This window comes from Nostoc sp. (assembly GCF_036917195.1).
Taxonomy (GTDB): Bacteria; Cyanobacteriota; Cyanobacteriia; order Cyanobacteriales; family Nostocaceae; genus Nostoc.
Genome location: NZ_JBALDG010000080.1, coordinates 39,063 through 62,300 on the forward strand (window position 1 = coordinate 39,063; position 23,238 = coordinate 62,300).

General features: G+C 40.9%; 24 protein-coding genes. 13 read left to right on the plus strand and 11 right to left on the minus strand.

The window, feature by feature from the left end:
- Positions 1 to 386: 386 nt before the first annotated feature.
- Positions 387 to 635 carry a hypothetical protein gene (locus V7K40_RS28220; protein WP_334965646.1) on the minus strand — a complete coding sequence of 83 codons (249 nt, stop codon included), beginning with the start codon at positions 633 to 635 and terminating at the stop codon, positions 387 to 389.
- A gap of 65 nt (positions 636 to 700) precedes the next feature.
- Between V7K40_RS28220 and V7K40_RS28225 the strand changes: the two genes are divergently transcribed.
- Together V7K40_RS28225 and V7K40_RS28230 are read left to right on the plus strand one after the other, a co-directional pair.
- Entirely contained in the window at positions 701 to 1,684 is a 984-nt protein-coding gene (locus tag V7K40_RS28225) for a DUF1517 domain-containing protein (protein ID WP_334965648.1), read from the plus strand.
- A gap of 334 nt (positions 1,685 to 2,018) precedes the next feature.
- Positions 2,019 to 2,399 carry a calcium-binding protein gene (locus tag V7K40_RS28230; protein ID WP_334965650.1) on the plus strand — a complete coding sequence of 127 codons (381 nt, stop codon included), beginning with the start codon at positions 2,019 to 2,021 and terminating at the stop codon, positions 2,397 to 2,399.
- A gap of 3 nt (positions 2,400 to 2,402) precedes the next feature.
- On the opposite strand, the gene V7K40_RS28235 is transcribed toward V7K40_RS28230, so the two are convergent.
- The gene (locus V7K40_RS28235; protein WP_334965878.1) at positions 2,403 to 2,963 is read right to left on the minus strand and encodes a sugar O-acetyltransferase; all 561 of its coding nucleotides are present in this window, start codon (positions 2,961 to 2,963) and stop codon (positions 2,403 to 2,405) included.
- A gap of 227 nt (positions 2,964 to 3,190) precedes the next feature.
- Here V7K40_RS28235 and V7K40_RS28240 point away from each other — a divergent pair, with 227 nt between their 5' ends.
- Positions 3,191 to 3,415, plus strand: a complete 225-nt coding sequence (locus tag V7K40_RS28240) for a hypothetical protein (protein ID WP_334965652.1) — start codon at positions 3,191 to 3,193, stop codon at positions 3,413 to 3,415.
- On the opposite strand, the gene V7K40_RS28245 is transcribed toward V7K40_RS28240, so the two are convergent.
- Both V7K40_RS28245 and folB read right to left on the minus strand, forming a co-directional pair.
- A complete protein-coding gene (locus tag V7K40_RS28245) occupies positions 3,412 to 4,695 on the minus strand; it encodes a diguanylate cyclase (protein ID WP_334965654.1) in 1,284 nt (427 codons plus the stop codon). The two genes, V7K40_RS28240 and V7K40_RS28245, sit on opposite strands and share 4 nt — an antisense overlap.
- A gap of 497 nt (positions 4,696 to 5,192) precedes the next feature.
- Positions 5,193 to 5,561 (minus strand): dihydroneopterin aldolase, encoded by a 369-nt coding sequence (folB, locus tag V7K40_RS28250; protein WP_334965656.1) that lies wholly within the window; start codon positions 5,559 to 5,561, stop codon positions 5,193 to 5,195.
- Positions 5,562 to 5,695: 134 nt separating this feature from the next.
- Between folB and V7K40_RS28255 the strand changes: the two genes are divergently transcribed.
- Positions 5,696 to 5,884, plus strand: a complete 189-nt coding sequence (locus tag V7K40_RS28255) for a hypothetical protein (RefSeq protein WP_334965658.1) — start codon at positions 5,696 to 5,698, stop codon at positions 5,882 to 5,884.
- Between the two features lie 43 nt (positions 5,885 to 5,927).
- A complete protein-coding gene (gene menD / locus V7K40_RS28260) occupies positions 5,928 to 7,688 on the plus strand; it encodes a 2-succinyl-5-enolpyruvyl-6-hydroxy-3-cyclohexene-1-carboxylic-acid synthase (protein WP_334965660.1) in 1,761 nt (586 codons plus the stop codon).
- Positions 7,689 to 7,807: 119 nt separating this feature from the next.
- Here menD and V7K40_RS28265 read toward each other — a convergent pair whose 3' ends face one another.
- The 4 genes from V7K40_RS28265 to V7K40_RS28280 form a co-directional block, all read right to left on the minus strand.
- Positions 7,808 to 8,470, minus strand: a complete 663-nt coding sequence (locus tag V7K40_RS28265; protein WP_334965662.1) for a hypothetical protein — start codon at positions 8,468 to 8,470, stop codon at positions 7,808 to 7,810.
- 2 nt (positions 8,471 to 8,472) lie between these two features.
- Positions 8,473 to 8,886, minus strand: a complete 414-nt coding sequence (locus V7K40_RS28270) for a hypothetical protein (RefSeq protein WP_334965664.1) — start codon at positions 8,884 to 8,886, stop codon at positions 8,473 to 8,475.
- The gene (locus V7K40_RS28275) at positions 8,876 to 10,039 is read right to left on the minus strand and encodes a hypothetical protein (RefSeq protein ID WP_334965666.1); all 1,164 of its coding nucleotides are present in this window, start codon (positions 10,037 to 10,039) and stop codon (positions 8,876 to 8,878) included. Before V7K40_RS28275 ends, V7K40_RS28270 begins: the two co-directional genes overlap by 11 nt.
- 178 nt (positions 10,040 to 10,217) lie before the next feature.
- The gene (locus tag V7K40_RS28280; protein ID WP_334965668.1) at positions 10,218 to 11,066 is read right to left on the minus strand and encodes an Rpn family recombination-promoting nuclease/putative transposase; all 849 of its coding nucleotides are present in this window, start codon (positions 11,064 to 11,066) and stop codon (positions 10,218 to 10,220) included.
- 140 nt (positions 11,067 to 11,206) lie between these two features.
- Between V7K40_RS28280 and menB the strand changes: the two genes are divergently transcribed.
- Entirely contained in the window at positions 11,207 to 12,040 is an 834-nt protein-coding gene (menB, locus tag V7K40_RS28285) for a 1,4-dihydroxy-2-naphthoyl-CoA synthase (protein WP_334965670.1), read from the plus strand.
- Between the two features lie 123 nt (positions 12,041 to 12,163).
- On the opposite strand, the gene V7K40_RS28290 is transcribed toward menB, so the two are convergent.
- Together V7K40_RS28290 and V7K40_RS28295 are read right to left on the minus strand one after the other, a co-directional pair.
- Positions 12,164 to 12,478, minus strand: a complete 315-nt coding sequence (locus V7K40_RS28290) for a hypothetical protein (protein WP_334965672.1) — start codon at positions 12,476 to 12,478, stop codon at positions 12,164 to 12,166.
- 468 nt (positions 12,479 to 12,946) lie between these two features.
- Complete coding sequence (locus V7K40_RS28295) at positions 12,947 to 13,486, minus strand: DciA family protein (protein ID WP_334965880.1); 540 nt, start codon at positions 13,484 to 13,486, stop codon at positions 12,947 to 12,949.
- 372 nt (positions 13,487 to 13,858) lie between these two features.
- Between V7K40_RS28295 and V7K40_RS28300 the strand changes: the two genes are divergently transcribed.
- The 7 genes from V7K40_RS28300 (at position 13,859) to V7K40_RS28330 (ending at position 22,599) form a co-directional block, all read left to right on the plus strand.
- Positions 13,859 to 15,223, plus strand: coding sequence for a hypothetical protein (locus V7K40_RS28300; protein WP_334965674.1), 1,365 nt, complete (start codon positions 13,859 to 13,861; stop codon positions 15,221 to 15,223).
- A gap of 257 nt (positions 15,224 to 15,480) precedes the next feature.
- On the plus strand, positions 15,481 to 16,236 hold the full coding sequence (locus V7K40_RS28305; protein ID WP_334965882.1) for a PspA/IM30 family protein: 756 nt from the start codon (positions 15,481 to 15,483) through the stop codon (positions 16,234 to 16,236).
- Between the two features lie 333 nt (positions 16,237 to 16,569).
- Positions 16,570 to 17,346 (plus strand): PspA/IM30 family protein, encoded by a 777-nt coding sequence (locus tag V7K40_RS28310; protein ID WP_298905158.1) that lies wholly within the window; start codon positions 16,570 to 16,572, stop codon positions 17,344 to 17,346.
- 392 nt (positions 17,347 to 17,738) lie between these two features.
- Positions 17,739 to 18,077, plus strand: coding sequence for a thioredoxin family protein (locus tag V7K40_RS28315; protein ID WP_298905159.1), 339 nt, complete (start codon positions 17,739 to 17,741; stop codon positions 18,075 to 18,077).
- A 345-nt stretch (positions 18,078 to 18,422) separates the two neighbouring features.
- Positions 18,423 to 19,625, plus strand: coding sequence for an LL-diaminopimelate aminotransferase (locus V7K40_RS28320; protein ID WP_334965677.1), 1,203 nt, complete (start codon positions 18,423 to 18,425; stop codon positions 19,623 to 19,625).
- Positions 19,626 to 20,614: 989 nt separating this feature from the next.
- Positions 20,615 to 21,622 carry an NF038130 family PEP-CTERM protein gene (locus tag V7K40_RS28325; RefSeq protein ID WP_334965678.1) on the plus strand — a complete coding sequence of 336 codons (1,008 nt, stop codon included), beginning with the start codon at positions 20,615 to 20,617 and terminating at the stop codon, positions 21,620 to 21,622.
- A 554-nt stretch (positions 21,623 to 22,176) separates the two neighbouring features.
- Entirely contained in the window at positions 22,177 to 22,599 is a 423-nt protein-coding gene (locus V7K40_RS28330) for a response regulator (protein WP_334965680.1), read from the plus strand.
- Between the two features lie 21 nt (positions 22,600 to 22,620).
- Here V7K40_RS28330 and V7K40_RS28335 read toward each other — a convergent pair whose 3' ends face one another.
- Complete coding sequence (locus V7K40_RS28335; RefSeq protein WP_298905168.1) at positions 22,621 to 22,800, minus strand: hypothetical protein; 180 nt, start codon at positions 22,798 to 22,800, stop codon at positions 22,621 to 22,623.
- Positions 22,801 to 23,238 lie beyond the last annotated feature (438 nt).

The following is a 23,238-nucleotide window of genomic DNA, read 5'->3' on the forward strand; positions in this document are numbered from 1 at the left end:
TTTATTGTGTTGATTTTATTTTTGCTGCAAATTTCTCAATCCTTGAGAATTCTGTGCAGAATGAACAACAAATAGAAACTAGCACTTATAGCCAAATTGCTCAGTGAACAACTGTTGCGAAAATTCCTAAATTTAGCTCCGTTCAATAGAATATCCTGAATCCTCTGGACTGTTGTGCCAAAATGCCAAAAAATGGGATAAGTATTTGATAGCTATTTAGGATCTAGCTGCGCTTACTGATGGGCATCATGGACACTTGCTAACCTACGGCGTATACGTAAATTAAAAGCCGCCAGATGTAGTAAATGCTTTTGATAATTTAAAAATATCCTCCCGCCTTGTGATAAAATAGGCAGCGTGAAATATTAAAAAATCATTCAAAATAATCAGTATAATCTAAGACTGTAGTCTGGAAGTGCTAGTCCAAGACGTAGCAAGAATTGCCCGTAAGCGTAGCCCGTCGTAGACATCGCAAATTTATGTGATGATGAAGAAGTCTTAAGGTACGGTTCCCCAGTCGAGAAATCCCCCCTGCGATCGCTGCCTACCCAAAATAAGACGCGGTAAATTGAATATGTAGCCTCTAAAAGTGAATGCGACAAAGCTTGCTTGTTACGGGCTGGCGTAAGCGACATACCGCAACACTCTTAAGAGCATGGGGATAAATCATAAAAAATTCCGTTTTCCAAGCGATTGTATTATGCGTAAAAAACTACAACAAACCATCAAACCACTGTTAAAAACCTTCTTAGCGCTAGGACTGGTGTTAACTTTGGCTTTTAGTCACGCCGATGGCGCATTAGCGGCCCGTAGTGGAGGTCGGATCGGTGGTGGCTCCTTTAGAGCGCCTTCTAGCCGCACCTATACACCGCGCACCTATGCACCTCCTGGTGGGGGCGGATACTATCCTGGTGGTGGTTTTGGTGGTGGTTTTGGCTTTCCCTTCCTACTTCCCTTCTGGGGTATTGGGGGAGGATTTGGTGGTCTATTTGGCATCTTAATTTTCTTTGCGATCGCTAATTTCTTATTGCAAACTTTCCGCCGCGTCTCTAGCGGTGAAACTCCAGAAGCAGATTACAGCAGTAACTCTCCTGTTTCTGTAACTCGTTTGCAAGTAGGTTTGTTAGCTCAAGCCCGTGAATTGCAAAATGAACTCAACCAGATTGCTGAAACTGCTGATACTAACACCCCAGAGGGGAGAGCAGAAGTTCTGCAAGAAGCTAGCCTAGCTTTACTGCGCCATCCCGAATACTTTGTATATGCAGGTGGAGCCACTCAACAAGCTAGTTTAAATTCAGCTGAAGGTCAGTTTAATCGGCTGTCACTGGCAGAACGCAGCAAGTTTAGCGAAGAAACACTTTCTAATGTCAATAACCAGCTAAGAGGAGCCTTAGCCAAAGATGCTTTACCCCCGGCTGGTGAACTCGATAACCCCACCCGCCTATTTACTGAAGGCGCTGGAGAATACATTATCGTCACCTTGCTGGCGGCGACATTAGGCAAGTTTGAAATTCCCACAGCGATTAACAGTGCTGATGATTTGCGTCAAGCTTTGCGCCAAATTGGTAGTATCCCTAGCGAAAAACTTCTGGCAATTGAAGTTCTTTGGACTCCGCAAGCTGAAAATGATACACTGACATCTGATGATGTATTGGCAAATTATCCTGATTTGAGACTTGTTTAATCTCTAAAAATTTCGTGCTTTAGTGCCAAGAAAAAACTTTGCATTTTGGTGCAACAAATAAGTTCCCCTTTGAGGGCAATAACTAAAAAACCGTTTGTCAATGACAAGCGGTTTTTTGTATAACTTAGATATAGCAGGACTTACGCACTGAAAACTGAAACCTAGATCCCCCTAATCTCGCTAAAAAAGGGGATAGCTCTAAAAGCCTCTTTCTTAAGGGTTTGGGGTATCTCTTTTACGTAAGTCCTATATACTTAATATTTTGTAGAAAAATTATTTCCAGGCTAGACTTTGGTAATATTATCAAAATGCATTATACGTAGAGTGTTATCTTATGCCTAGTGTTGAAGCCGACGAAAACCGAGAGCATCGCATTAAAACAGAGATCATTGTAGATGCTGAAGATAAAGAAGATCGGGCAATGGGTTGGTACTATTACCTTGAAGAGACTTTGAATTTTCCCTTTATGGCTAAATGGACTAAGAAGGGACGCAAATCAGGTTCTACCGAGGAGAAACCAGTGGAAGTGCTGGGAATGGCCCCAGACGATGAGTGCTTAAAAGATATGTTTGTAGAAGTGGCTTACATTAATGGTAAAGATGAAGATGTATATTCTGCAAAGTTATCTGAAATAGCAGCCATTGATGCTGACAGTGAAACTCAAGAAGCGATCGCAGACTGGCTCTATTGGATTGCCAGAGGTTATAAGTTTTAAATTCTAGGATAAATACCGAATGATGTGGCAGGGATTGCCAGCAGCTACAACATTCTCAGGTATATCTTTGACAACTATACTGCCAGCACCAATGGTTGTGTTATCACCAATAGTTACACCCGGACAAATAATTGCGCTGCCACCAATCCAGACATTGTTACCAATGTTAATTGGGGCAGCTAATTCTCTACCAGAAAGCCGAATTTCCGGCTCCATAGGGTGATAAGCAGTATAAATTTGTACATAAGGAGCGCATAAGACATTTTCACCAATATGAACTGTATTGCAGTCTAAAATTACACAGTCATAGTTCATATAAAATCTGTCGCCAGCGAAAATATTACTACCATAGTCACAGTGAAAGGGTGGCACAATTGATGTTTTGTGACCTATCTTTCCAAATAATTCTTGCAAAATTTGCTGTCGTTGCTCTTGCTGTTCTTCTGTTGTGGAATTATACCTTCGCAACAGACGATTAGCTCGCTTATTTTCGGCAGTCAATTCTGGATCTTCCGCCAAATATAATTCGCCTGCGAGCATTTTCTGTTTTTCGGTTTTTTCAATGACAGACTTATGGGGCTTCTCGGTTGTGTGCGATACACATTAGTAGCGGCCATAACATATTTCATCCACATGAAAACCGCTATAAATCAAAATTCCACAGATGATAGTGCTTTTGGTTTGGATGCAATACACGACGATACACGGTAGGGGCACAGCAATGCTCATTGATGTCAACTTAAGGTGAAAGCCTGCCGAGAAAAGCTTTTAGAGATGCCTCGTTCCTGGGAATGCCTAATGAGACGCTCCGCCTCAAGACTAGCAGCACCGCAATGAAAGAGCATTTCCAGCCAGAGGCTGGAAACGAGGTTTTAAAAGGGTTTACGCTTAAGTTGACACGCATGAGCAATGCTGTGCCCTTACGATCACCTGTATTTGTCGCAAGCGAGAACTGCTATAGTTATAAAGAAAATCGGAGTAATTTGATGGAAGTGGCAGCAGAAAGGACTAATTAACTAAATATGGCATAAGTAGCTTTTCCCTGCCGTTTAGCTCGGTACATAGCAATATCAGCATCCCGTAACATATTTGCAGGTTCCTCATAATTACTAAAATTCCAAGCAATACCAATGCTAGCTGTAGTAGATAATTGATATCCATTCAAGTTAAGTGGCAATCGTAAGGAGTCTTGAATACGTTTGGCAGCATTGGTGGCGTCGGTAATGTCTTTAATATCCTCTAAAAGAACAGTAAACTCGTCACCACCAAATCGTGCTACAGTATCACCACCGCGTAAACACGACTCTAAGCGTCGAGCGATCGCTACTAAAAAATCATCCCCTATTCCATGCCCAAAGCGATCGTTAATCTTCTTGAAACCATCTAAATCCAAAAACAAAACTGCAAAATCATAATCGCTTCTGCGTTTGCTACGTTCAATTGCTTGTCTGAGCCTATCTACGAATAAAACACGATTCGGTAATGCTGTCAGCCCATCATAAAACGCATTGCGGATCAGTTGCGCCTCTGTCTGCTTGCGTTTGGTAATGTCTTGAAAAACCAAAACCGCGCCAGTAATATTGCCATTCTGATCACGGATGAGTGAAACATTATCTTCAATTGCTATTTCTTTGCCATCTTTGGTAATCAGTGTACAGTTTTCTGGAAGATTCAAAACTTCATCTGCTTCGATTACATATGTGGCTAAATTTTTAATTTTTTCTCCTACATCTTTGTCAACTAAGTTAACGACTTCTACTAAATCTTTACCGAACACTTCACTTTGCTTCCAGCCAGTGATTAGTTCTGCTATGGGATTCATCATTTGAATACAACCATTTACATCTGTCACAATCACTGCACAGCCCATACTGTTAATAATTGCCGCCAGCCTCTGTTTTTCTTCGTATAATATGTTTTTCCCCTGATGTTTGTGCAGAGCTGTTTCAATCACAAAATGTAAATCACTTTCAAGAAATGGTTTGACTATGTAGCTAAAAGGCTTACTTAGCTGATTTTTATCTAATATCTTATATTCTGAATCCTCTGTTAGATACACTACAGGCACATGGAAGTGATTCTGGATAATATTCGCTACGTGTACACGGTCAACTTCCCCAGCTAAACAGATATCAATTAATACTAAATTGGGATCAGTTTCTGCTACCTTTTTTATTGCATCTTCACCAGACTTATTTATTTCTGAAATAGAATAACCTAGTTTTTGTAAACTTTTTCTAATATTTGAGGCGGTAATTTTTTCATCCTCAACAACTACGATTTTGTGGGCGAACATGTTACAATAACCTGTTTGCTAAGGTTCAGATTTGTGTTGTCAGTGTCAACTCGATCTAAAATTTATTATCTTATCATAAACAATCTGTACCTACCTGTCTTCATATAAATACTGACTAATAAACAAATAACACGTTATTAATTTACCATTAATTTACCATAATTTCTGTGCTTGTCAAAGCTAATTCTGAGCATTAGATACAGTTAGTATCATGTCATTAACATTACGTATAAGTTAGTGTATAACTATCAGAAATCAATCAAAAACTAAATATACATAGTTTTTATCGTGCCGACTTACTTAAACCCCCTTTCTTTGCTGGCTTATAAATATTAAAAAAACACGTTTTGTGCTTTAGAGATTGAACTGACGTATAAGTTAGTGTATAACTACATAAATCAATCAAAAACTAAATATACATGGTTTTTATCGTGCCGACTTACTTAAACCCCTTTCTTTGCTAGCTTATAGATATTGAAAAAAACACGTTTTGTGCTTTAGAGATTGGACTTACTTTTAGTCAGTTCAATGCTAATTTTGCCATTAAAGTCTGGAATAGGTGCAGCAGGTTTACTTAGAATGACTTGAACTTGTGTTACGCGATCGCATTCTTGGAGAATAGAATCTGCGATCATTGTTACCAATTTCTCTATCAAAGCAAATTTAGACGTTTTGACCAGATGTTGTATCAAGCTAATGACGCTGCGATAATCTAAAGTGTCTTCGATCGCGTCAGTCTTGGCTGCTGTGGAGATATCCAACCATAACCTTACATCCACCTCAAACCATTGTCCTAGAACCTTTTCTTCTTGCAGATACCCAGTGTAGCCATAGCAGCGAATTCCCGTTAAATGAATGCAGTCCATAAAAGTTTGAGAGCAAATTGTGCATTTTGTAGAAAGTGGAGCAAGTTTGCTTGGAGATTTTCTTTCTCACAAACTCACGTAGCAGTGTTGGAAAACCTCACTGTCCATTCCTCTCCCCTTTTAAGGGAGAGGCTTTGAATTCTCCCCCAACCCTTGTATGGTTGGGGGCTGAGGGGTTAGGTTTGGCGTTGGCTTTTCCAGATAACCTGAATTGTCAGGCTTGTAATCCACCTTTAGGTCAAGCTGTTTTGGAAGTTCCGAGGTTCGGTTTCCCTCCTTGGGTCTTCTATTTGCTCAACTTTCCCAGATGGATTTTAAATTGAATTTCCTTAGAAAAAATCTAAAATTTCAGATTGTTTTATAGCTATGTTTGATTTAATGCCGATCGCTTATAGGAATGTTAATCAACTTTGGGCTTATATCTTAACAGAGACGCTAAAGCGGTTGGGATTGACTTGTGCGATCATTTGTCCTGGATCACGCTCTACACCCTTAGCAGTCGCCTTTGCTCAACAAGTACCTGAGATTGAAGCGATTCCCATTCTCGATGAACGTTCCGCCGCCTTTTTTGCTTTGGGACAAGCTCAAGCAACCGGACGCCCTGTGGTACTAGTTTGCACCTCTGGTACAGCAGGAGCAAATTTTTATTCAGCAGTAATTGAAGCCTCATATAGTCGCGTACCACTGTTAGTATTAACCACCGATAGACCGCCAGAATTACGAGATTGTCACTCTGGGCAAACTATAGATCAATTGAGATTATATGGAAACTATCCAAATTGGCAAACAGAGTTAGCCTTACCCTCCGCTGATCTGGGAATACTAGCTTACCTGCGACAAATGGTAATTCATAGCTGGGAAAGGGCGCAAACTCCTACAAAGGGGCCAGTACATTTGAATATTCCCTTTCGCGATCCCTTAGCGCCTGTTTCTGATGGAACTGACTTGAGTTATTTCCAATCACAGTTCCACCCAGAAGATTTTTTTGCAGGAATAACAAGCACCACCCCATGCCCCATACCCCATGCCCCATTCCCTATTCTCAAAGAATGGAAGGAATGCGATCGCGGCATTATTATCGCAGGTGTTGCCCAACCACAGCAACCACAGGAATATGCAAAAGCGATCGCGCAACTTTCCCAAACTCTCAAATGGCCTGTGCTAGCTGAGGGACTCTCCCCAGTCAGAAATTATGCTGAACTCAACCCTTATTTGATTTCCACCTATGACCTGATTTTGCGAAATCAGCAACTAGCAAAGCAATTAGCGCCCGAAATGGTGATTCAGGTGGGTGAAATGCCTACAAGTAAAGAACTGCGTAACTGGATAGATGCAACCCAACCGCGACGCTGGGTAATTGACCCCAGTGACCAAAACCTCGACCCTTTGCACGGGAGAACGACGCATTTACGGATATCTGTAGAAGACATAAAGGCAGAGGAGAGAAATTTATCTTTCTCCTCAGACTATGGAAAGAAATGGTGTGATGCGGAAGCTAAGGTCAGGTTAGTTGTTGACCAGACGATGGGGAAAATAGATAAAATAATTGAGAGTAAAGCAGCTTGGTTAATTTCTCAGATTTTACCGCCAGGAACACCTCTGTTTATTGCTAATAGTATGCCTGTGCGGGATGTGGAATATTTCTGGAAACCGAATAATTTAGGAGTGCGATCGCACTTTAACCGGGGTGCAAATGGCATCGATGGTACATTATCCACAGCTTTAGGAATTGCCCATCGCCAGCAAAGTAGTGTGATGTTAACGGGAGATTTAGCTCTCTTACATGACACCAACGGTTTTTTAATCCGCAATAAATTTGTGGGGCATCTCACAATTTTATTAATTAACAACAATGGCGGGGGAATTTTTGAAATGTTACCCATTGCCAAATTTGACCCACCATTTGAAGAGTTTTTTGGCACTCCCCAGGATATTGATTTCGCTCAGTTGTGTGCTACTTATAATGTGCAACATGAATTGATTACTTCTTGGGAGCAGTTGCAGCAAAGATTAAACCCGCTTCCAACTAAAGGTATTCAGGTTTTAGAGTTGCATACAAATCGCAAAGCAGATGCTAAGTGGCGACAGGATAATTTGAAAAAGTTTGCCGCAGATAATGTAATATAATAATCTCATTAGATGAAATACTTGTAGAATAAAAGTTAAAAATACTTTTATATATGCGTTTCAAATGCAAATGCTGATTACTAGTATTACTCAGTCGTCGCTTCAAGCTAAAAGTACATTTACCCTTTCTTTTTCTCTAACTTTGCTCTCATTGCACTTTTATCTTTAGGACTAAAATGAAGTATAATTGGCATATGTCTAACTGTAAACAATTGCCCTGACCTCTCATGTATATGAGTTGAGAAGAAAGCTAAACTCCTGTTTCGACAAAAGAAATAGGCGTAATTGTTCAAATTCTTAGCAGATAAATACTCTTGCCATTTTTCCATAACAGACTTTGTATTTTGGACAAAAATATAAATCAATAGTCCACCATCTTTTTGATTACAATCTCCAGTTGAGTATCGAGTATTAAGCTGCTGAAAACCTTGCCACAAATATTCGTAGTCTTTATGAATTTTTGCTTCTCCAATCCATATATACTCTTTCTTTCTGACAACAATATCAGCATGACCACCAATTTTAGTATCATGTGATGCTTGGTAGCCCATGCGACGTAATTGTTGCATTATTTCTACTGTTAATCTATCTTCTTTCTTGTCTGACTGATAGAGTTCAGGGTTTTCTTCCTTTGCAAAAATTACTGTGTCGATATCTTTATAAAGAACTTCAATAAAGTCATCATAGGTTTTTGTCAGAATTCTTGATATGAAACCACTAAGTTCTGGAATATTTGCCTCATATTTTTGTAATTCAAGTAAGCTTAAATTCTCTATTGACATTATTATTGAGCAATACTTTTAACTAAAGAGCTTGGTTGAAAGTAGACAAAAACTTTTTCTTTGAAGTTATTAACTAATTTTCCTGTTTCCGGATGAATAAGTTGCCCTGTTTCTTGAGCAATCTTTACTTCTTCCTTCGATAATATAAAAATATTTTCATCATTTTCTATAATTTCAAAATTCATTTCTAGCAAATTCATACGCTCTCCACACAAGTACTGAATTGCTTTTAACACATCATCATTTGTATAATTCTGTCCAACAACTTTTTTGAAACTACCATAAGTAATATGAAATAAATTTTTTACAGGCACACGAAGTAAGTAATCTAGTACTGCAAAACAAATTTCTGACTGTGGATTATCGCCCCAGTCTTCATAAATTTGATTTATAACCTCTTCCTTGCTAGCTAACATTGTTCAAATACATATTCATTTTATCAAGAATAAAATTGTACTCTTCTATAACACTGCATTTTTTTATTATAACTTCTTCAAGGCATTGTTCAGCACTACTTAAAATACGAGATTTTCCTGGCAAAAAAAGCTCGATTTGAGTTTCTATGTATTCCGAAATTTTAAAATTCCACAAAATTGCAAGACGATATAGAGTAATATGATCTACTGCCTCTCTGCCTGCTTTATGATATATCTCATCCCTGAGATCGACTGCACCTCGTCGCATTCTTTCAGACTTAGTTGAACCTTCATCAGTATTGAAGGCAATTTCACCCACTTTTCCTTCACCACGAGATTCATATAGATTGTCAATAAGTGGGAAGAAGTTAATACATTCGTTTAACATTGCCTCAATACCTAATTTTTCTCTTGCTAAATTGTTAAACTGCGCTATAGTTTCAAAAAAGGCTATGTTGCGTTCTTGTGATGAAACTCCATTAGCGATATCAATTCTAACCTCTATCAATATCTTTTTTTTCCAGAGAACAACAACATTGAAAAACTGTCTAATGTACCGTTTTATACCAAAAATTTCGTCATAATCATTAAAATGATCTTTTGCTTCTGTACTGAGTTCTTTAGGATTTATCTCAATCCGCTCGGTAAAGGAACGTCTAGTACAAAAAACAAGTGATAAATTCTCATTTGTATCTTTAATATCAACAAGTTTTGGAAATAAATCGGTTTCTTTCAATTTTTCTTCAGGTAGCGAAAAAGGATAAGTTTCTTGAAAAACAGTTTCTTCGATTTGATGCAATTGAAATGAAGTTATTAAATCATCAATTATTTTTCTTTCAATATTAAATAGTTTTACAGCTTTATCGCCAACAAATAAATAATCGTAATACAATTTTTTCAATTTTTCAAAATTATCATCGAACTTATTTCCTTTTTTATTCTCACCTAATAGCTTCTCGATAGTTTTATCTCGTCCCATCCCTATTGAGAGTTCGCAGATATTCAACATAGTCTTCATTGTTGGCCATGGAACCGTTCTCTGAAGATTATCAAGCAGAAGATTAATATGATTAATGGATATCGACGATTCAGATTCTAATAAGTGACTGGTGTTCAACTTTTTTTTATCTAGTGTACTAGCTTTTTTGGTCATAGCCTAACTAGTATTACATTTATTTCAACAAGTATCAAGTTACTATACGGTTGGGTCTAACTCATCTGATATACCGGCGTATCTGCAAATGCTTCTTCACTTCGGGAAACTTTATTTGCTAGCCATAATTATTTTAGGGAGTGCGATCGCCCTTCTCTTCTGCGTCTGTAGGTGAAACCTACCCTCTTACTTCACCTTGTAACCACCCTGACAAATCAGCAAGAGTAGAGAAATCCAACAAAGCATCACCTAAAGCTTCCAACTGTTCCACCGATAACTCTTGAATCTGGGACAGAAACGGATCAGGAATATTACCGACGCGCCGATTTAATAGTCGTAAAACGACCTTTCTTTCTCCTTCGACCTTTCCTTGCTCTCGTCCTTCTTCCTTCGCTTCTAGAATAGCCCGTGGTTCTTCCAAATTCAGTCCCAACATCGCTTGAATCTCCTCTCGACTCAGGGTAGAAAACTTGTAGACGATAATCGTCGTCACTAAATCAATTATCGCTTGCTCTGATTGTTGCCGTGCTTGTTCCAGCAAAAACCGCGCCCCTTCTACTGCTTCCGTTTCCGAAGTAACATTTGTCAGCAACATCAAACCTAATCCCAAAGGTTGTTGTCGCAAATCCCCCAACTCATCCAAATAAACTCGCCTAACTTGACCACTTTCCAACAAAGCGCGGTGAATTGTTGAGTTAGAAGGTTCCAAGCTGCGAGAGCCAAAAATTATTACCCCAAACCAGTCATCGTAACGGATAGAGTGACGGTAGAGAAACAAAAACAATTCGCTAAAGAAGCGGTGATATAAGTCTTCATCCTTCTGAAACTGGACTTCTGCAAAAAAGACGGTTTTGGAAACTGCATCACCGGGAGGTAAAAACACTCCATCAATCCGAAATGCGGTTTCTTTCACCTCAACTGATTCAAACTGGTAGTTTTCCGCTTCTGGGGGTGGTTCATCTACTAATTCAAATAGCAATCCTGGAAATTGCTTAAATAATTTGTAGAAGATGGTGTCACGTCGCATTTTTATTCCTCAACACCCAGACAATTACCAGATTGTAAAGACCTGAGACACCAATTTTAGCGTAGGCGTAGCCCACCGTAGGTATCGCTTGTGCCTAAGACCGCGATAAAATTCTTGAAGCAACAGCGCACTCCATACCAATGCAAATTAACTGGCAAACTGCCAAAACCTACGAAGATATTCTGTATCAAAAAAACGATGGCATTGCGAAAATCACCATCAACCGCCCCCACAAACGTAATGCCTTTCGTCCTAAAACTGTCTTTGAACTGTACGACGCTTTCTGTGATGCTCGTGAAGATACTACTATAGGTGTTGTCCTCTTTACAGGTTATGGCCCACACACTGATGGTAAATATGCCTTCTGTTCTGGTGGCGATCAAAGTGTGCGGGGACACGCGGGTTATGTGGACGATACTGGCATCCCCCGCTTGAATGTGCTGGACTTACAACGTCTGATTCGTTCCATGCCGAAAGTGGTGATTGCTTTAGTAGCTGGATATGCGATCGGTGGTGGACATGTCCTACACTTGATTTGCGACCTTACCATCGCCGCCGATAACGCCATTTTTGGACAGACAGGCCCCAAAGTCGGCAGTTTCGACGGTGGTTTTGGAGCCAGCTATCTCGCCCGCATTGTGGGGCAAAAAAAAGCTAGAGAAATTTGGTTTCTCTGCCGCCAATATGATGCCCAACAAGCTCTAGAAATGGGCTTAATTAATTGCGTCGTCCCAGTGGAACAACTAGAAGCGGAAGGTATTCAATGGGCGCAAGAGATTTTAGAAAAAAGTCCGATCGCAATTCGCTGTCTCAAAGCCGCGTTCAATGCTGATTGTGACGGACAAGCTGGTTTACAAGAACTCGCTGGCAATGCCACCCTACTCTATTACATGACAGAAGAGGGGTCTGAGGGCAAACAAGCCTTTCTTGAAAAGCGTCCACCAGATTTCCGTTCTTTTCCTTGGTTACCTTAAAATTGCAAAAATCGCACCCTTTAGTGAGGTGCGATTTTTGTATATGTCAACTTTTACAGCATTAAAAATCTTAAAAACAAATCTTATAGAAAATTACAAACTCAATTCAGTAATAATGGATGACTAAATAACCACTGCTTTAGTCTTTACCTGTTTAGATATAGAGGTAGCTGTTTCCTCTACAGGCGCAAGAGCAGCATTGTCTAAATCTGAGGCTAGGGATTGAGAAGATGTTAAAACTGGGGCTGCATCTGGCAAACCCCAAGCATCTTCCAAGGTTTCCCAAGAAGGTGCAAAAGGTGCGAGCGCCAAAGGACAAGCCTTCCAACTAGCTTGAACTGGTGCTCCCAACTGCTGGCAGGTTCCGCCACGGCGACCTTCTGGCTGGTAATGACGGCAATATTTACAGGCAGATGCTAAAAATTTAATGGGTTTCATTTGGATTGATCTTTAGTGCCGTTTCTGGCTGAATTTCATTCTTCCATTTTGCTTCTATATATAAATACGGATAAAAGCCAAAAAGCCCTTATTTTATCTAGGTTTCAGCGATCCCAAGCAAAAAATAAACTTCATGATGTTTTTATATTCTTGTTATATATTTAAATAATTCCGAGACTGGTTAGCTATGGATTTTGGCGAAAAGTTATTAGGGATCAAGATTAAAACTAAAACTTTTGATTTATCCAGTCTTTTAACTTCCTCCTTAAGGATGGCTTAACGTATATAATTTCAGATAAATAGTCCACTTTGCATACGACATTCGGCATACTTTAGCAGTTAAATATATTTTTTAGGAGTAATCAGAACTTTTCCATGTGGCAGCAGCAAATTACTTCAGAATAAATTTTGCTTTATGAATAATCGCTAAACTATTTTGCTTTTAATTTAGGTCAGGATTGACTTCCTTCAAAACTGTTTAGCAGCACAGACAAAACAGACTGCCCAGCGCTGGAGTTCACCGGATGGGGTGGGAGATTCACACTGGGGACAAAGAGGTAAGCCATGCGATCGCGATCGCATGATCTTACCCCAATGCCCAAAAGCAGCATTTACATCCTTGGTGGGTGTAACATCAGGGCAGCTAATCTCATCACCAAGGTAACTGGGATGCTCATGGGGCAAAACAGTTTGTTGCTGTTTTCTCTCCACAGATGGATTCTGCCAGCCAGCAGTAGAGAAGCGAATATCAACCAAAGGCGTTGGTAGCTTCTTATTTAACTTTAAAACCACAGACGTGCGACCAAAAGTCAGGTTTTGCGCCCAAGCAGCACTAGAAGTTGCCACCCACAAAACATCGCGCTGAATCGACAATGGTCGAGTATGTGCGGCAACCACTGGGCCAACAACTTCTGCCCAACACTTGAGCAGGCGTTGAAATGGTTGCTCCTGCCATTTAGCCTGTTTTTCCAGAACGCCTAAAATATCATTAATTGATTTCAACGACATCATTAAAAGTGCTGTTAGCGATAGCGGGGCATTTAGCCCGTGCTGTTAGCGGATAGCTATGGTTTAGCCCGTGCTGAGTGAGGAGTGAGGAGTTATCCCACTACTCCTTACTGCCCCATACCCTATTTCCAAGATAGACTTCCATGAACTATCGTTCACAACAAAGCCTGAAAATCTCTCTTTTCTAATCCCCAATGCCCAATACAACTCTTGGAGAGGCTGCGCCCTAAGCGTAGCTATGCCGCAGGCTTTACGGCTTTGCTCAGTACAAGTGCCCAATTCTCAGTTTATCTATTTAAATAATTTTCGCTACTATTGTCACAAATATATCTCAAATTAATTTCAGCAATCTCCGTTTGAGGCACAGAGGCAATGACTCAAAACCCCCTAAACGATTCCAGTACTCAATCGTCTAAAAAACCTGGGTTGAAACCAGCACTAGCAGCAGCACTAGCGAGTTTAGAGGTGCCGCTAGATCAAGAGTTAGCTCGATATCGACGCACACGAACTGGTTTGGTCTCATCAAACCAGCCCCGTGTTGTAAGTTACATGAGCAGCCAACCCCAACCTTTAACTGCCATTCCGACAACATCGGGCACAACTAACTCATCAGCAACGCAAATTAAAACTAACGTGCCACCTCCATCTGTACCCGTGAATCCTCAGGAAACCTCAACGCCAGCTACGGCAAAGACTGAGGAACTACCCGCCTCTTCTCTAGCTGTGAATCCTCAAAAGAACCCAGTGCCAGCTACGGCAAAGACTGAGGAACTAAATAATCTTAATGTTTCCTCCACCTCCGATTCTCCTAAAACACAAACTCAACTTCCACCACCACCGCCCAACTTTAGTAGCAGCATCGTGCCAGCAGTCGTTAAAGATACCAAGAGCAAAAATCTTTTGCAGCCAGATGACACCCCTAAGCACCCAGATGACTATTTGGAATCTAGTGAAGCACTGCTGCGAAGTCTGACAGAAGAACAACCAGAAACCAAGAAACCAAGCAATTATAGCGATAGTCTGCTATCACCTTTGGGTATCGGCTCGATGTTGCTGCTATTGGTAGCGAGTCTTACCTTGAGTTATGTCTTATTCAATCCCAAAAGTTTGTCACAGTGGAATTTAGGCAAGTTGTTTAACAGCAACTCGTCTCCCGCACCAGAAAATACTGAGGAAGTTGGGAGTAATGTCCAACCTCAGATCCAGCCACCAAGCACATCTATACCCAAGTATCCCAATCTAGCTGCCCAAGAATTTCCTGAGGTGAAAGACCCCAATGATGTAGTTGGCTTAAAACCCAAAGTCCAACCAACCCTCGCTGTAGTGCCTAATCCAGTCGTTCCCCAAAACCCCGCAAATCCTCAAGCAGTATTGCCTAACCCCAACACAGCCCTAAAAGCGACAAATCCAATCGCCTTAGCACCAGTACCGACGCTACAGCCCTTGCCCCCCCGGAATTTGCCTCCCACTTCACCGACAAAAACCTCGCCCAAGCCAATCGCAACCTCACTAAAGCCGAATGCAGAAATCAAACCAGGAACAGATGGGTTCTATCATGTAGTGATAGATAATAAAGGCGCGGCTTTTACCTCAGCCCGGCAAGTAGTTCCCGATGCTTATTTATCAGCCAACAAAGAATTGATTTATCTCGGTGCTTTTAAGACTAAAGAGCAAGTACAAAAACAGATGCAATTGTTAGAGGCAAAGGGAATTAAGCCACGGGTTCAGCAGCCATGAGTTGCAAAAATCTACGATACCATGAGATAACAGTCCTGAGTCATAAGTGCTGAGTCTTGCGTAAACAGGATACGGGGACACGAGGACATTTTAATTATCTGTGTTGCCGTATCTACCACTTTTGGCATCCTCTTGGTTAAGTCAGGAGTCTTAATACTCAGCACAAAGTTAGTTGGGATGTGGCATCCACATATGCGGTGATCAGTAATTATCAAAGCTCATTACTCAGCACTGAATTTCGTGAATGGAGAGCCGACATGGAATTAATCAAGCGTATCCTGCGGGTGATTCGCGCTAATCTCAATAGTTTGATCGGCAGTGCAGAAGATCCAGAAAAGATTCTGGAGCAAACTGTCCTAGAGATGCAGGAAAATCTGGTGCGGTTGCGGCAGGGTGTAGCACAAGCGATCGCAACCCAGAAACGCACCGAACGACAGGCAGCCGCTGCCAACTCTCAAACAGAAGAATGGTATCGCCGCGCCCAATTGGCCCTGCAACAAGGCAACGAACCTCTAGCACGCGAAGCTTTGACTAAGCGCCAAGCTTATAAAGAAACCACTACAGCCCTCTTTTCCCAGATAGAGCAGCAAAACGATATAGTAGCTAGGCTAAAAAAGGATATGCGATCGCTAGAGTTAAAAATTGCCGAGGCGAAAACTAAAAAAGATATGTATATTGCTCGCGCCCGTTCTGCTGAAGCGTCTTATCGGCTCCAGGAAATGCTTGGCACAGTTTCTGCCACCAGCAGTCTGAATGCCTTTGAGCGCATGGAAGAAAAAGTTTTGCAGATAGAAGCTAAATCAGAAGCAATAGCTCAACTCGGTAGCGACGACTTGGAAACACAGTTTACTTCCTTGGAATCTACTAATAATGTGGATGCCGAATTGGCAGCGATGAAGGTACAGGTTTTAAACCAGGCAGAAAACACACAGCACAACAGTCTCCTTACCCATGAGAACCAGAAGATAGGGCAGCCTCCTAAACAGGAGTTACCCAAAACTCAGGACTCTTGAAGTTTGGGTAGTTGCCGCAGGAAATATCTTAACTTATATCTTGCGCTTGCCCCATATCCCGCCAGAGAATAAATAATCTCTAGCTAATAGTGCAAGTCTACGCTTGCTGGACTACAACCCTCATTCAGTCTTCTTTAGAAGAGTTTAGCTATAACCTTAGAATTCATTCCGAGACTGTTGTGGAGACTGGTGCAAGTTCTAAATTAACAATTAAGAGTTGTTGGGAGGTACCGATCCAAACTGGAAAGATTACATTGAAATAGGTGGCTATTAAAAAGTAAAAAAGCTAACTGTCCAACTAAAAGCGTAAACCACACAAGGAAAAACAAAGTTATGGGATTATTCGATCGGATTAAGCGAGTAGTTAGTTCTAACCTCAACGACCTGGTTAACAAAGCCGAAGACCCTGAAAAAATGCTAGAACAAGCCATCCTGGAAATGCAGGAAGACTTGGTTCAGCTGCGTCAGGGAGTAGCCCAGACGATCGCCGCCCAAAAACGCAGCGAAAAACAGTACAATGATGCCCAAAATGAAATCAATAAGTGGCAACGCAATGCCCAACTGGCGGTACAAAAAGGTGATGAAAATTTAGCCCGACAAGCTCTAGAGCGCAAGAAGACTTATACTGACACCAGCGCCGCCCTCAAAGCTAGTTTGGATACCCAAAGCACTCAAGTTGAAACCCTCAAGCGCAATTTAATCCAGCTGGAAAGCAAAATTTCTGAGGCTAAGACCAAGAAAGAAATGCTCAGAGCCAGAATCACTACTGCCAAAGCCCAAGAGCAACTCCAAGGCATGGTGCGTGGGATGAATACTAGCAGTGCAATGTCTGCCTTCGAGCGGATGGAAGAAAAAGTCTTGATGCAAGAAGCCCGGGCCCAGGCACAAGGAGAGTTAGCAGGTGCAGATTTAGAAACCCAATTTGCCCAGTTGGAAGGTAGTAGCGATGTTGATGATGAGTTGGCAGCTTTGAAAGCGCAAATGTTACCACCCGCTACTCCAGTAAGTCAACCCCAACTGCCACCGCAACAACAAACCACTGCTGCTAAGTCTAATGAGGTAGTTGATGCCGAGTTGGATTCCCTACGCAAGCAATTGGATCAGCTGTAAAATTGGCAGAAAACAAATTTTGAGCCAGTCCCACACCTGTTGGTTGTGGGATTTTACGTCATTAGTCAACCAATTTTGGATTTTGGACTTTCCTGCGGAACGCTACGCGAACGGCTTACTTCGACTTACCTCGACTTACCTCGGTACAAGTCGCTCAGTCGAACGATTTCGGATTTTGGATTTGTTTCACCCACAAAAGCTTTGTGGAACGTACCCCTACGGGGATCTTGCTACGCGTTAGCGTCTCCAAGAGTTGTTTGGGGCAGGGTATGAACCAAAAAATCTAAAATATAAAATTCGTAGTCAATAGTTAACAGTCCTAATAACTATTGACTACTTTGGGATAAAGTATTGTGTGTGTCAACTTTGATCGCCACCTGATGGAGACTGCAATGAGTAAGGCTGTAATCACCACCATAACTGATGCTGAGTTTGAAACAGAAGTGTTAAAAGCTGAACAGCCTGTATTAGTTTACTTTTGGGCTTCCTGGTGTGGGCCTTGTCAATTGATGCCGCCTGTGATTAACTCAGCTGCTACCAAATATAGCGATCGCCTCAAAATCGTTAAAATGGAAATTGACCCCAATCCACTCACTGTTAAGCAGTACCAAGTGGAAGGCGTGCCAGCCCTGAGACTATTTCAAGGAGACAAACTATTAGAATCTACTGAGGGAGTCATCAGCAAAGAAAAATTACTTAGCCTCCTAGATACGCACTTAAATAGTAATTAGTCATTAATGAATATTAAAGTCTACAGTCAAAATACCGAGAGTTTTTCACCCTTGACTTTTGACTCTTGACCTTTATAAGACTCTTGAAAGGGCAGATTTGGGGACTTGGGGAAAAAAGAAAAAACCCCTTGTCTACTTTCTTTTCAAGAAGACTGAATTCATTTATGCAGAAAAAGAAAAATTTTTCCCAAGATTGCTTGCAACGAGGTATAAGGCGCAAAGCCGAAGCCGCTCCGCCTCCGATCCTTGTTCAGAGCAACTAGATTTTATCTATGGGGTAACCCCAAAGTCCCCCTATCCTTTTGTCCCAAGAGTCCTCTTGTTGACTCTTGACTCTTGACTAATATGCAATTTGCAAAGCGTTTACAACCCCTGCAATCTAATGTATTTGCTGATATGGACAGAGCCAAGGCAGTCGCTTTGGTAGCTGGACAACAAGTAATTGATTTGTCGTTGGGGTCTTCTGATTTACCCGCCGAGGCACACGTCATCGAGGCGATCGCCCAATCTCTCCACGATCGCAGTACCCACGGCTATCTGTTGTTTAACGGGACTTTTGGGTTTCGCCAAGCCGCAGCCAACTGGTACGAACAAAAATTTGGCGTCAAAGTCGATCCCCAAACTGAGGTACTACCTCTGATTGGTTCTCAAGAAGGCACAGCCCATTTACCCCTAGCTTTACTCAATCCAGGAGATTTTGCCCTGTTGCTCGATCCAGGTTACCCCTCTCATGCCGGGGGAGTCTACCTAGCCAGTGGTCAAATCTACCCGATGCCACTACGGGAAGAAAACGCTTTTTTACCAGTATTTGCTGATATTCCTGCCCCAGTGTTGGCTCAGTCGCGGATGATGGTATTAAGTTATCCTCACAATCCCACCGCTGCGATCGCTCCAATATCATTCTTCCAAGAAGCTGTCGCTTTTTGTCAACAACACAATCTTGCCTTGGTTCACGATTTCCCCTACGTAGATTTGGTATTTGAGGCGAATGGGCACTGGGAGAAAAATCTTCCCAATCCAAAATCCCTCGTTCCCTCGATTCTGCAAGCTGATCCAGAGAAAAGCGTCTCGATTGAATTTTTCACCCTTTCCAAGTCCTACAATATGGGCGGCTTCCGCATTGGCTACGCCATCGGTAATGCCCAGTTAATTAACGCTTTACGCCAAGTAAAAGCCGCTGTTGATTTTAATCAGTATCGGGGGATTTTGAATGGTGCGATCGCTGCCCTAACTGGCCCTCAAATTGGGGTAAAATCTGCGATTGCTACTTTTCAGCAGCGCCGTGATGCTTTCATTACTGCTTTACACCGCATTGGCTGGAATGTTCCTACTCCCAAAGCCACAATGTATATCTGGGCAAAATTGCCCTCACCTTGGAGTCAAAACTCTATAGAATTTTGTACCCAGCTAGTCAAACAAACTGGTGTAGCCGCTTCCCCAGGTGCTGGTTTTGGCAAATCCGGGGAAGGGTATGTCCGCTTTGCTTTGGTGCATGAGCCAGTTTTGTTAGAAACTGCTGTGGAAAGAATGGCTGAGTTCCTTGATTAAATTTATTTTCAAGCTGAACGCCAAGGATTTTTGGCTGCAAAGTCTACAAATGGAACACGCAGTAGGGGCGCACAGCTGTGCATTGGTGTCAATTTAATGCGAAAAGGGTGGTTAGAAACCGCACGCCAGTTGCTTCTTACATTGAGAGACGCTCTTGCTAGCAAGATTCCCATAGAGGTACAAGTCGGGCATTGCCCGCCCAACGCACTGGCTCGTCTACACGAGGCTTTACCCTAATACAGTTCAGTTAGCGCCAAAAACCTTTAAGGACTTACGCAAAAACTCTCTGGAACTCTTATTTCTTCTCTGCGAGACGCTGCGCGAACGTGTCCTACCCTGCGGTCAGCCACTTCTCAACCTTAGAGAGGCTGCGCCCTAAGCGAGGCTATGCCGCAGGCTTTACGAGACGCTCTGCGAACGTGTCTATGCGCCCTTTGTGGTTCGTTCTTTCTTAATTTTGTGTAAGTCCTGTCCTTAACCCAAGCGTATTGGGCTTTACCCGCCTGCGCTGGTTAAAAAACTTTACCAGAGGCTGCGCCAACGAGTCTGCTTTTGCCTCTAGTCTCATAGAGAGCGTCTGGGGGTTTTCCCTATGAGCAACTGGCGTGCGAATTCCATTCACCAAGGCTTAAGTTGACACCTATACAGATATCCGCCCCTGTGAATGACTATATTATACTCAAATCAAAATCTATCCTAAGTATTTTTTATAACTATAATTTTTTAAATAAATAAGTAATTAGACGTATATAAGTCTCAAAATATTCTTCATTTTTTTATTCATAATTAACAGGAACTTTACCCAATCAAGTCTCCGGGTTTATTAAGCTTATTAGTGTCATTTAAGATACTAAAGATTCAATAAATACGGGGATGATTTTTGAGCAGCCGTATTGCCAAAAAGCCTGTATTCAATACAGCCCAAGCCTAAAAACAGCAGTAGTTTAAAACTTAACTTCCAAACTAACAGAGACTTGAAAACAATGAAGATGACTTTTCAGAAACTTGTAATTGCTGTCTCAATGGCTATTGGTATAAGCGCTCTTGCCACTGCTCCAGCACACGCTACATCTTTTAGTTTCAATAACCCAAATGAAATTAAAACTTATACTGGTGGGTTAAATGGCAAGTTTATTGCAAATGATACTATAGCTGCCTCTAAAGCCTTGAGTGATGATAATGTCTCCTCTAACGTGGAGCTTTGGTATAGTACTGAAAACCCAACTTCTAACGTTGGTTTCACCGCCACACAAGGAAACTACAGTGCCACCGTTACCAGTGTCACTGCTAGTGACTGGAATACTTTTGGTTCGCAATGGCTGAGTGATCTGTTGGGTACTTATACTCCATTTAAGTCAGTGTGGAATGGGTTTTCACCGAGTACCCAATCATTAGTAACGAGTTTTTTCCCTTTATTGGGAATAGGAGACCCTAACATTGGCAGCTTCCAATTCGGAGAAAATGGGGGTGTGGAACTGAAATTGGTTGGTCAAGTGGATGTAAAAACCAAACTCTTAGATACAGTTTCTACTAAACTTACCCAAACATTGACATCACTATTTCCAGGAAAAACAATTCTACCAAGCGCTTCAGAAGTTCAAACTCAGATTTCATTACTTCAACTAACGCTGAACTCGCCTCTAACCTCTCTTCCTACAAAGCTAACGCTACAAGCTCAAATAGATCAACTGACATCATTCAAAGACCTCCTTGGCGTGCAAGCTGCATTAAACGCCTACCAAGGCGGAATCGGAGCTAGTGAAATTGCCAAGGTAGTTAATGGCAATAATACTTACTACGCCTACAGCTTTAACCCCACTGCATCTGAAATTACAGCCTCTGATGACGGCATATCTAACACCCAGTATTACACTTGGCACACACCTGGATACACGGCTCCTCCAAAGAGAGTGCCAGAACCATCAATAATAATTGGTCTTTTAGGTGTTGCTGGCGTCTTTGTGACGCAACGCAAATTTAAAAAAGCATCCATTTAAGATTGCAGGTTCAAAACTACAAATAAGTAAGGGAGCTAATAGCTCCCTTTTTTTATGAATACTTCTTTCCAGCTATAAGATGATTTAATCTTCTAGGTTATACTATTTATAAAAATATTTGCAACAAATGAATCGTTTGGAAGGGTCTACATATCTACGCCCCTACCAATATATTTGTAACAGCAATTTCTGAAAATAGTATTGCTTAACCTAACATCCAAATGAAACTTTTTCTAGCAAGGGCAATTAGTCTACGTTAGTTCCAGTATTACTTAAGTAGTTTTACTAATACAACTTGGCAAGTTCGATTTTTTAAATTAGTCGTTTATTTAATACTGTAAATTTTCCCAAAATTGCTAAAAAAAACTTAATATCTGATTAGGATTATATTCAAGCATACTATTATTAAGTATTTGAGTGCAGCTAAATCTAATTTATTAATATCTTTGACTAGATTACAGAAGTCAAGTTTTTATAGGTTTTACAGTTTAAATACACCCCCGTTCTAGTTTATGGTCATAATTGTTGGCTTTTACTTAAGATAATAGGTAGCAATGACAGTACAATTATTCAATATAGATCAGCCATTACGGTCACACACAGTTAGACGAATTTTGCTAGTTGAAGACCATGATCTCAATAGGATGTTATTGAGTGACTATCTAAGTTATTCTGGGTACGATGTCCAAAGCTTATCAGAAGGCTCTACTTTTTTCTCAACTATAGAGAAGTTTGAGCCAGATTTAATGTTATTAGACTTGAAATTGCCAGATATTGATGGTTATTCGCTCTTAAAACAAGTCCAGCGAAAACCTGATTTGTCAAAAATACCGATCATTGTGGTTTCAGCCTTTGCTTTTAAAGCAGATCAAGAACTAGCTCTGAGTTTGGGCGCACGTCGCTATTTTGTTAAACCTTTAAAACTCAAGGAGCTTATACTTACAATTGAAGAAGAGTTGACTTGTCGCCACAGATAAACTTTTTTACTGGATGTGCATTTATTCCGCTTTTTGGTCTGCAATGAACTCTTCAACTCGCTCACTAATATGTTGTACAGAACTGCCAATTTTTGAAATTTTATGTTGTACTTGCGCTAACAACAAAACTGCTGTTTGCAGATCATTGAGGGTTTCAGCCATAGCTTCCCGGTATTGGGCTTCAAAGTCTTGCAGATTCATAGTTCAACTCGTGCCTGAAATTCTTGTAATAGCTATATTCCTAATGATATTCGTAAATTTAACTTCCTAAATCCGTTAAATCGCTTAATATTATAAGTTAAAATCAACCCCAAAACTATTGTTTTATAATAATTTATTATCTAAATTTTATCGAAGTGACATTGAAAAATTTAATTATATTTAATAATACAAATATAAATTTAGCTAAAATTAAGATAACAAAATAATTTTTTTAAACAAATGAATATTTAAATAAGAAATCATTGTCGATTTTAAAATGTTAATTATAGATTCAAAAAGCCAAGTTTTTATTGTGACAGTAGTAGCCGACAACTAAACAAACTCTCATCTGCTGCAAAGTTCTGATGCTTGCAGCAGGGCGTCTAGTACACTGTGTCCAAAGTTTAATAAGGAGCAAAATCCCTTGTTACAGCAGAA

Bases quoted from the DNA above. Each gene is read 5' to 3' on its own strand.
- V7K40_RS28220 (WP_334965646.1), bottom strand. From the start codon at position 635: ATGTCGCTTACGCCAGCCCGTAACAAGCAAGCTTTGTCGCATTCACTT.
- V7K40_RS28225 (WP_334965648.1), top strand. From the start codon at position 701: ATGCGTAAAAAACTACAACAAACCATCAAACCACTGTTAAAAACCTTC.
- V7K40_RS28230 (WP_334965650.1), top strand. From the start codon at position 2,019: ATGCCTAGTGTTGAAGCCGACGAAAACCGAGAGCATCGCATTAAAACA.
- V7K40_RS28240 (WP_334965652.1), top strand. From the start codon at position 3,191: ATGCCTAATGAGACGCTCCGCCTCAAGACTAGCAGCACCGCAATGAAA.
- V7K40_RS28245 (WP_334965654.1), bottom strand. From the start codon at position 4,695: ATGTTCGCCCACAAAATCGTAGTTGTTGAGGATGAAAAAATTACCGCC.
- folB (WP_334965656.1), bottom strand. From the start codon at position 5,561: ATGGACTGCATTCATTTAACGGGAATTCGCTGCTATGGCTACACTGGG.
- menD (WP_334965660.1), top strand. From the start codon at position 5,928: ATGTTTGATTTAATGCCGATCGCTTATAGGAATGTTAATCAACTTTGG.
- V7K40_RS28265 (WP_334965662.1), bottom strand. From the start codon at position 8,470: ATGTCAATAGAGAATTTAAGCTTACTTGAATTACAAAAATATGAGGCA.
- V7K40_RS28270 (WP_334965664.1), bottom strand. From the start codon at position 8,886: ATGTTAGCTAGCAAGGAAGAGGTTATAAATCAAATTTATGAAGACTGG.
- V7K40_RS28275 (WP_334965666.1), bottom strand. From the start codon at position 10,039: ATGACCAAAAAAGCTAGTACACTAGATAAAAAAAAGTTGAACACCAGT.
- V7K40_RS28280 (WP_334965668.1), bottom strand. From the start codon at position 11,066: ATGCGACGTGACACCATCTTCTACAAATTATTTAAGCAATTTCCAGGA.
- menB (WP_334965670.1), top strand. From the start codon at position 11,207: ATGCAAATTAACTGGCAAACTGCCAAAACCTACGAAGATATTCTGTAT.
- V7K40_RS28290 (WP_334965672.1), bottom strand. From the start codon at position 12,478: ATGAAACCCATTAAATTTTTAGCATCTGCCTGTAAATATTGCCGTCAT.
- V7K40_RS28295 (WP_334965880.1), bottom strand. From the start codon at position 13,486: ATGTCGTTGAAATCAATTAATGATATTTTAGGCGTTCTGGAAAAACAG.
- V7K40_RS28300 (WP_334965674.1), top strand. From the start codon at position 13,859: ATGACTCAAAACCCCCTAAACGATTCCAGTACTCAATCGTCTAAAAAA.
- V7K40_RS28305 (WP_334965882.1), top strand. From the start codon at position 15,481: ATGGAATTAATCAAGCGTATCCTGCGGGTGATTCGCGCTAATCTCAAT.
- V7K40_RS28310 (WP_298905158.1), top strand. From the start codon at position 16,570: ATGGGATTATTCGATCGGATTAAGCGAGTAGTTAGTTCTAACCTCAAC.
- V7K40_RS28315 (WP_298905159.1), top strand. From the start codon at position 17,739: ATGAGTAAGGCTGTAATCACCACCATAACTGATGCTGAGTTTGAAACA.
- V7K40_RS28320 (WP_334965677.1), top strand. From the start codon at position 18,423: ATGCAATTTGCAAAGCGTTTACAACCCCTGCAATCTAATGTATTTGCT.
- V7K40_RS28325 (WP_334965678.1), top strand. From the start codon at position 20,615: ATGACTTTTCAGAAACTTGTAATTGCTGTCTCAATGGCTATTGGTATA.
- V7K40_RS28330 (WP_334965680.1), top strand. From the start codon at position 22,177: ATGACAGTACAATTATTCAATATAGATCAGCCATTACGGTCACACACA.
- V7K40_RS28335 (WP_298905168.1), bottom strand. From the start codon at position 22,800: ATGAATCTGCAAGACTTTGAAGCCCAATACCGGGAAGCTATGGCTGAA.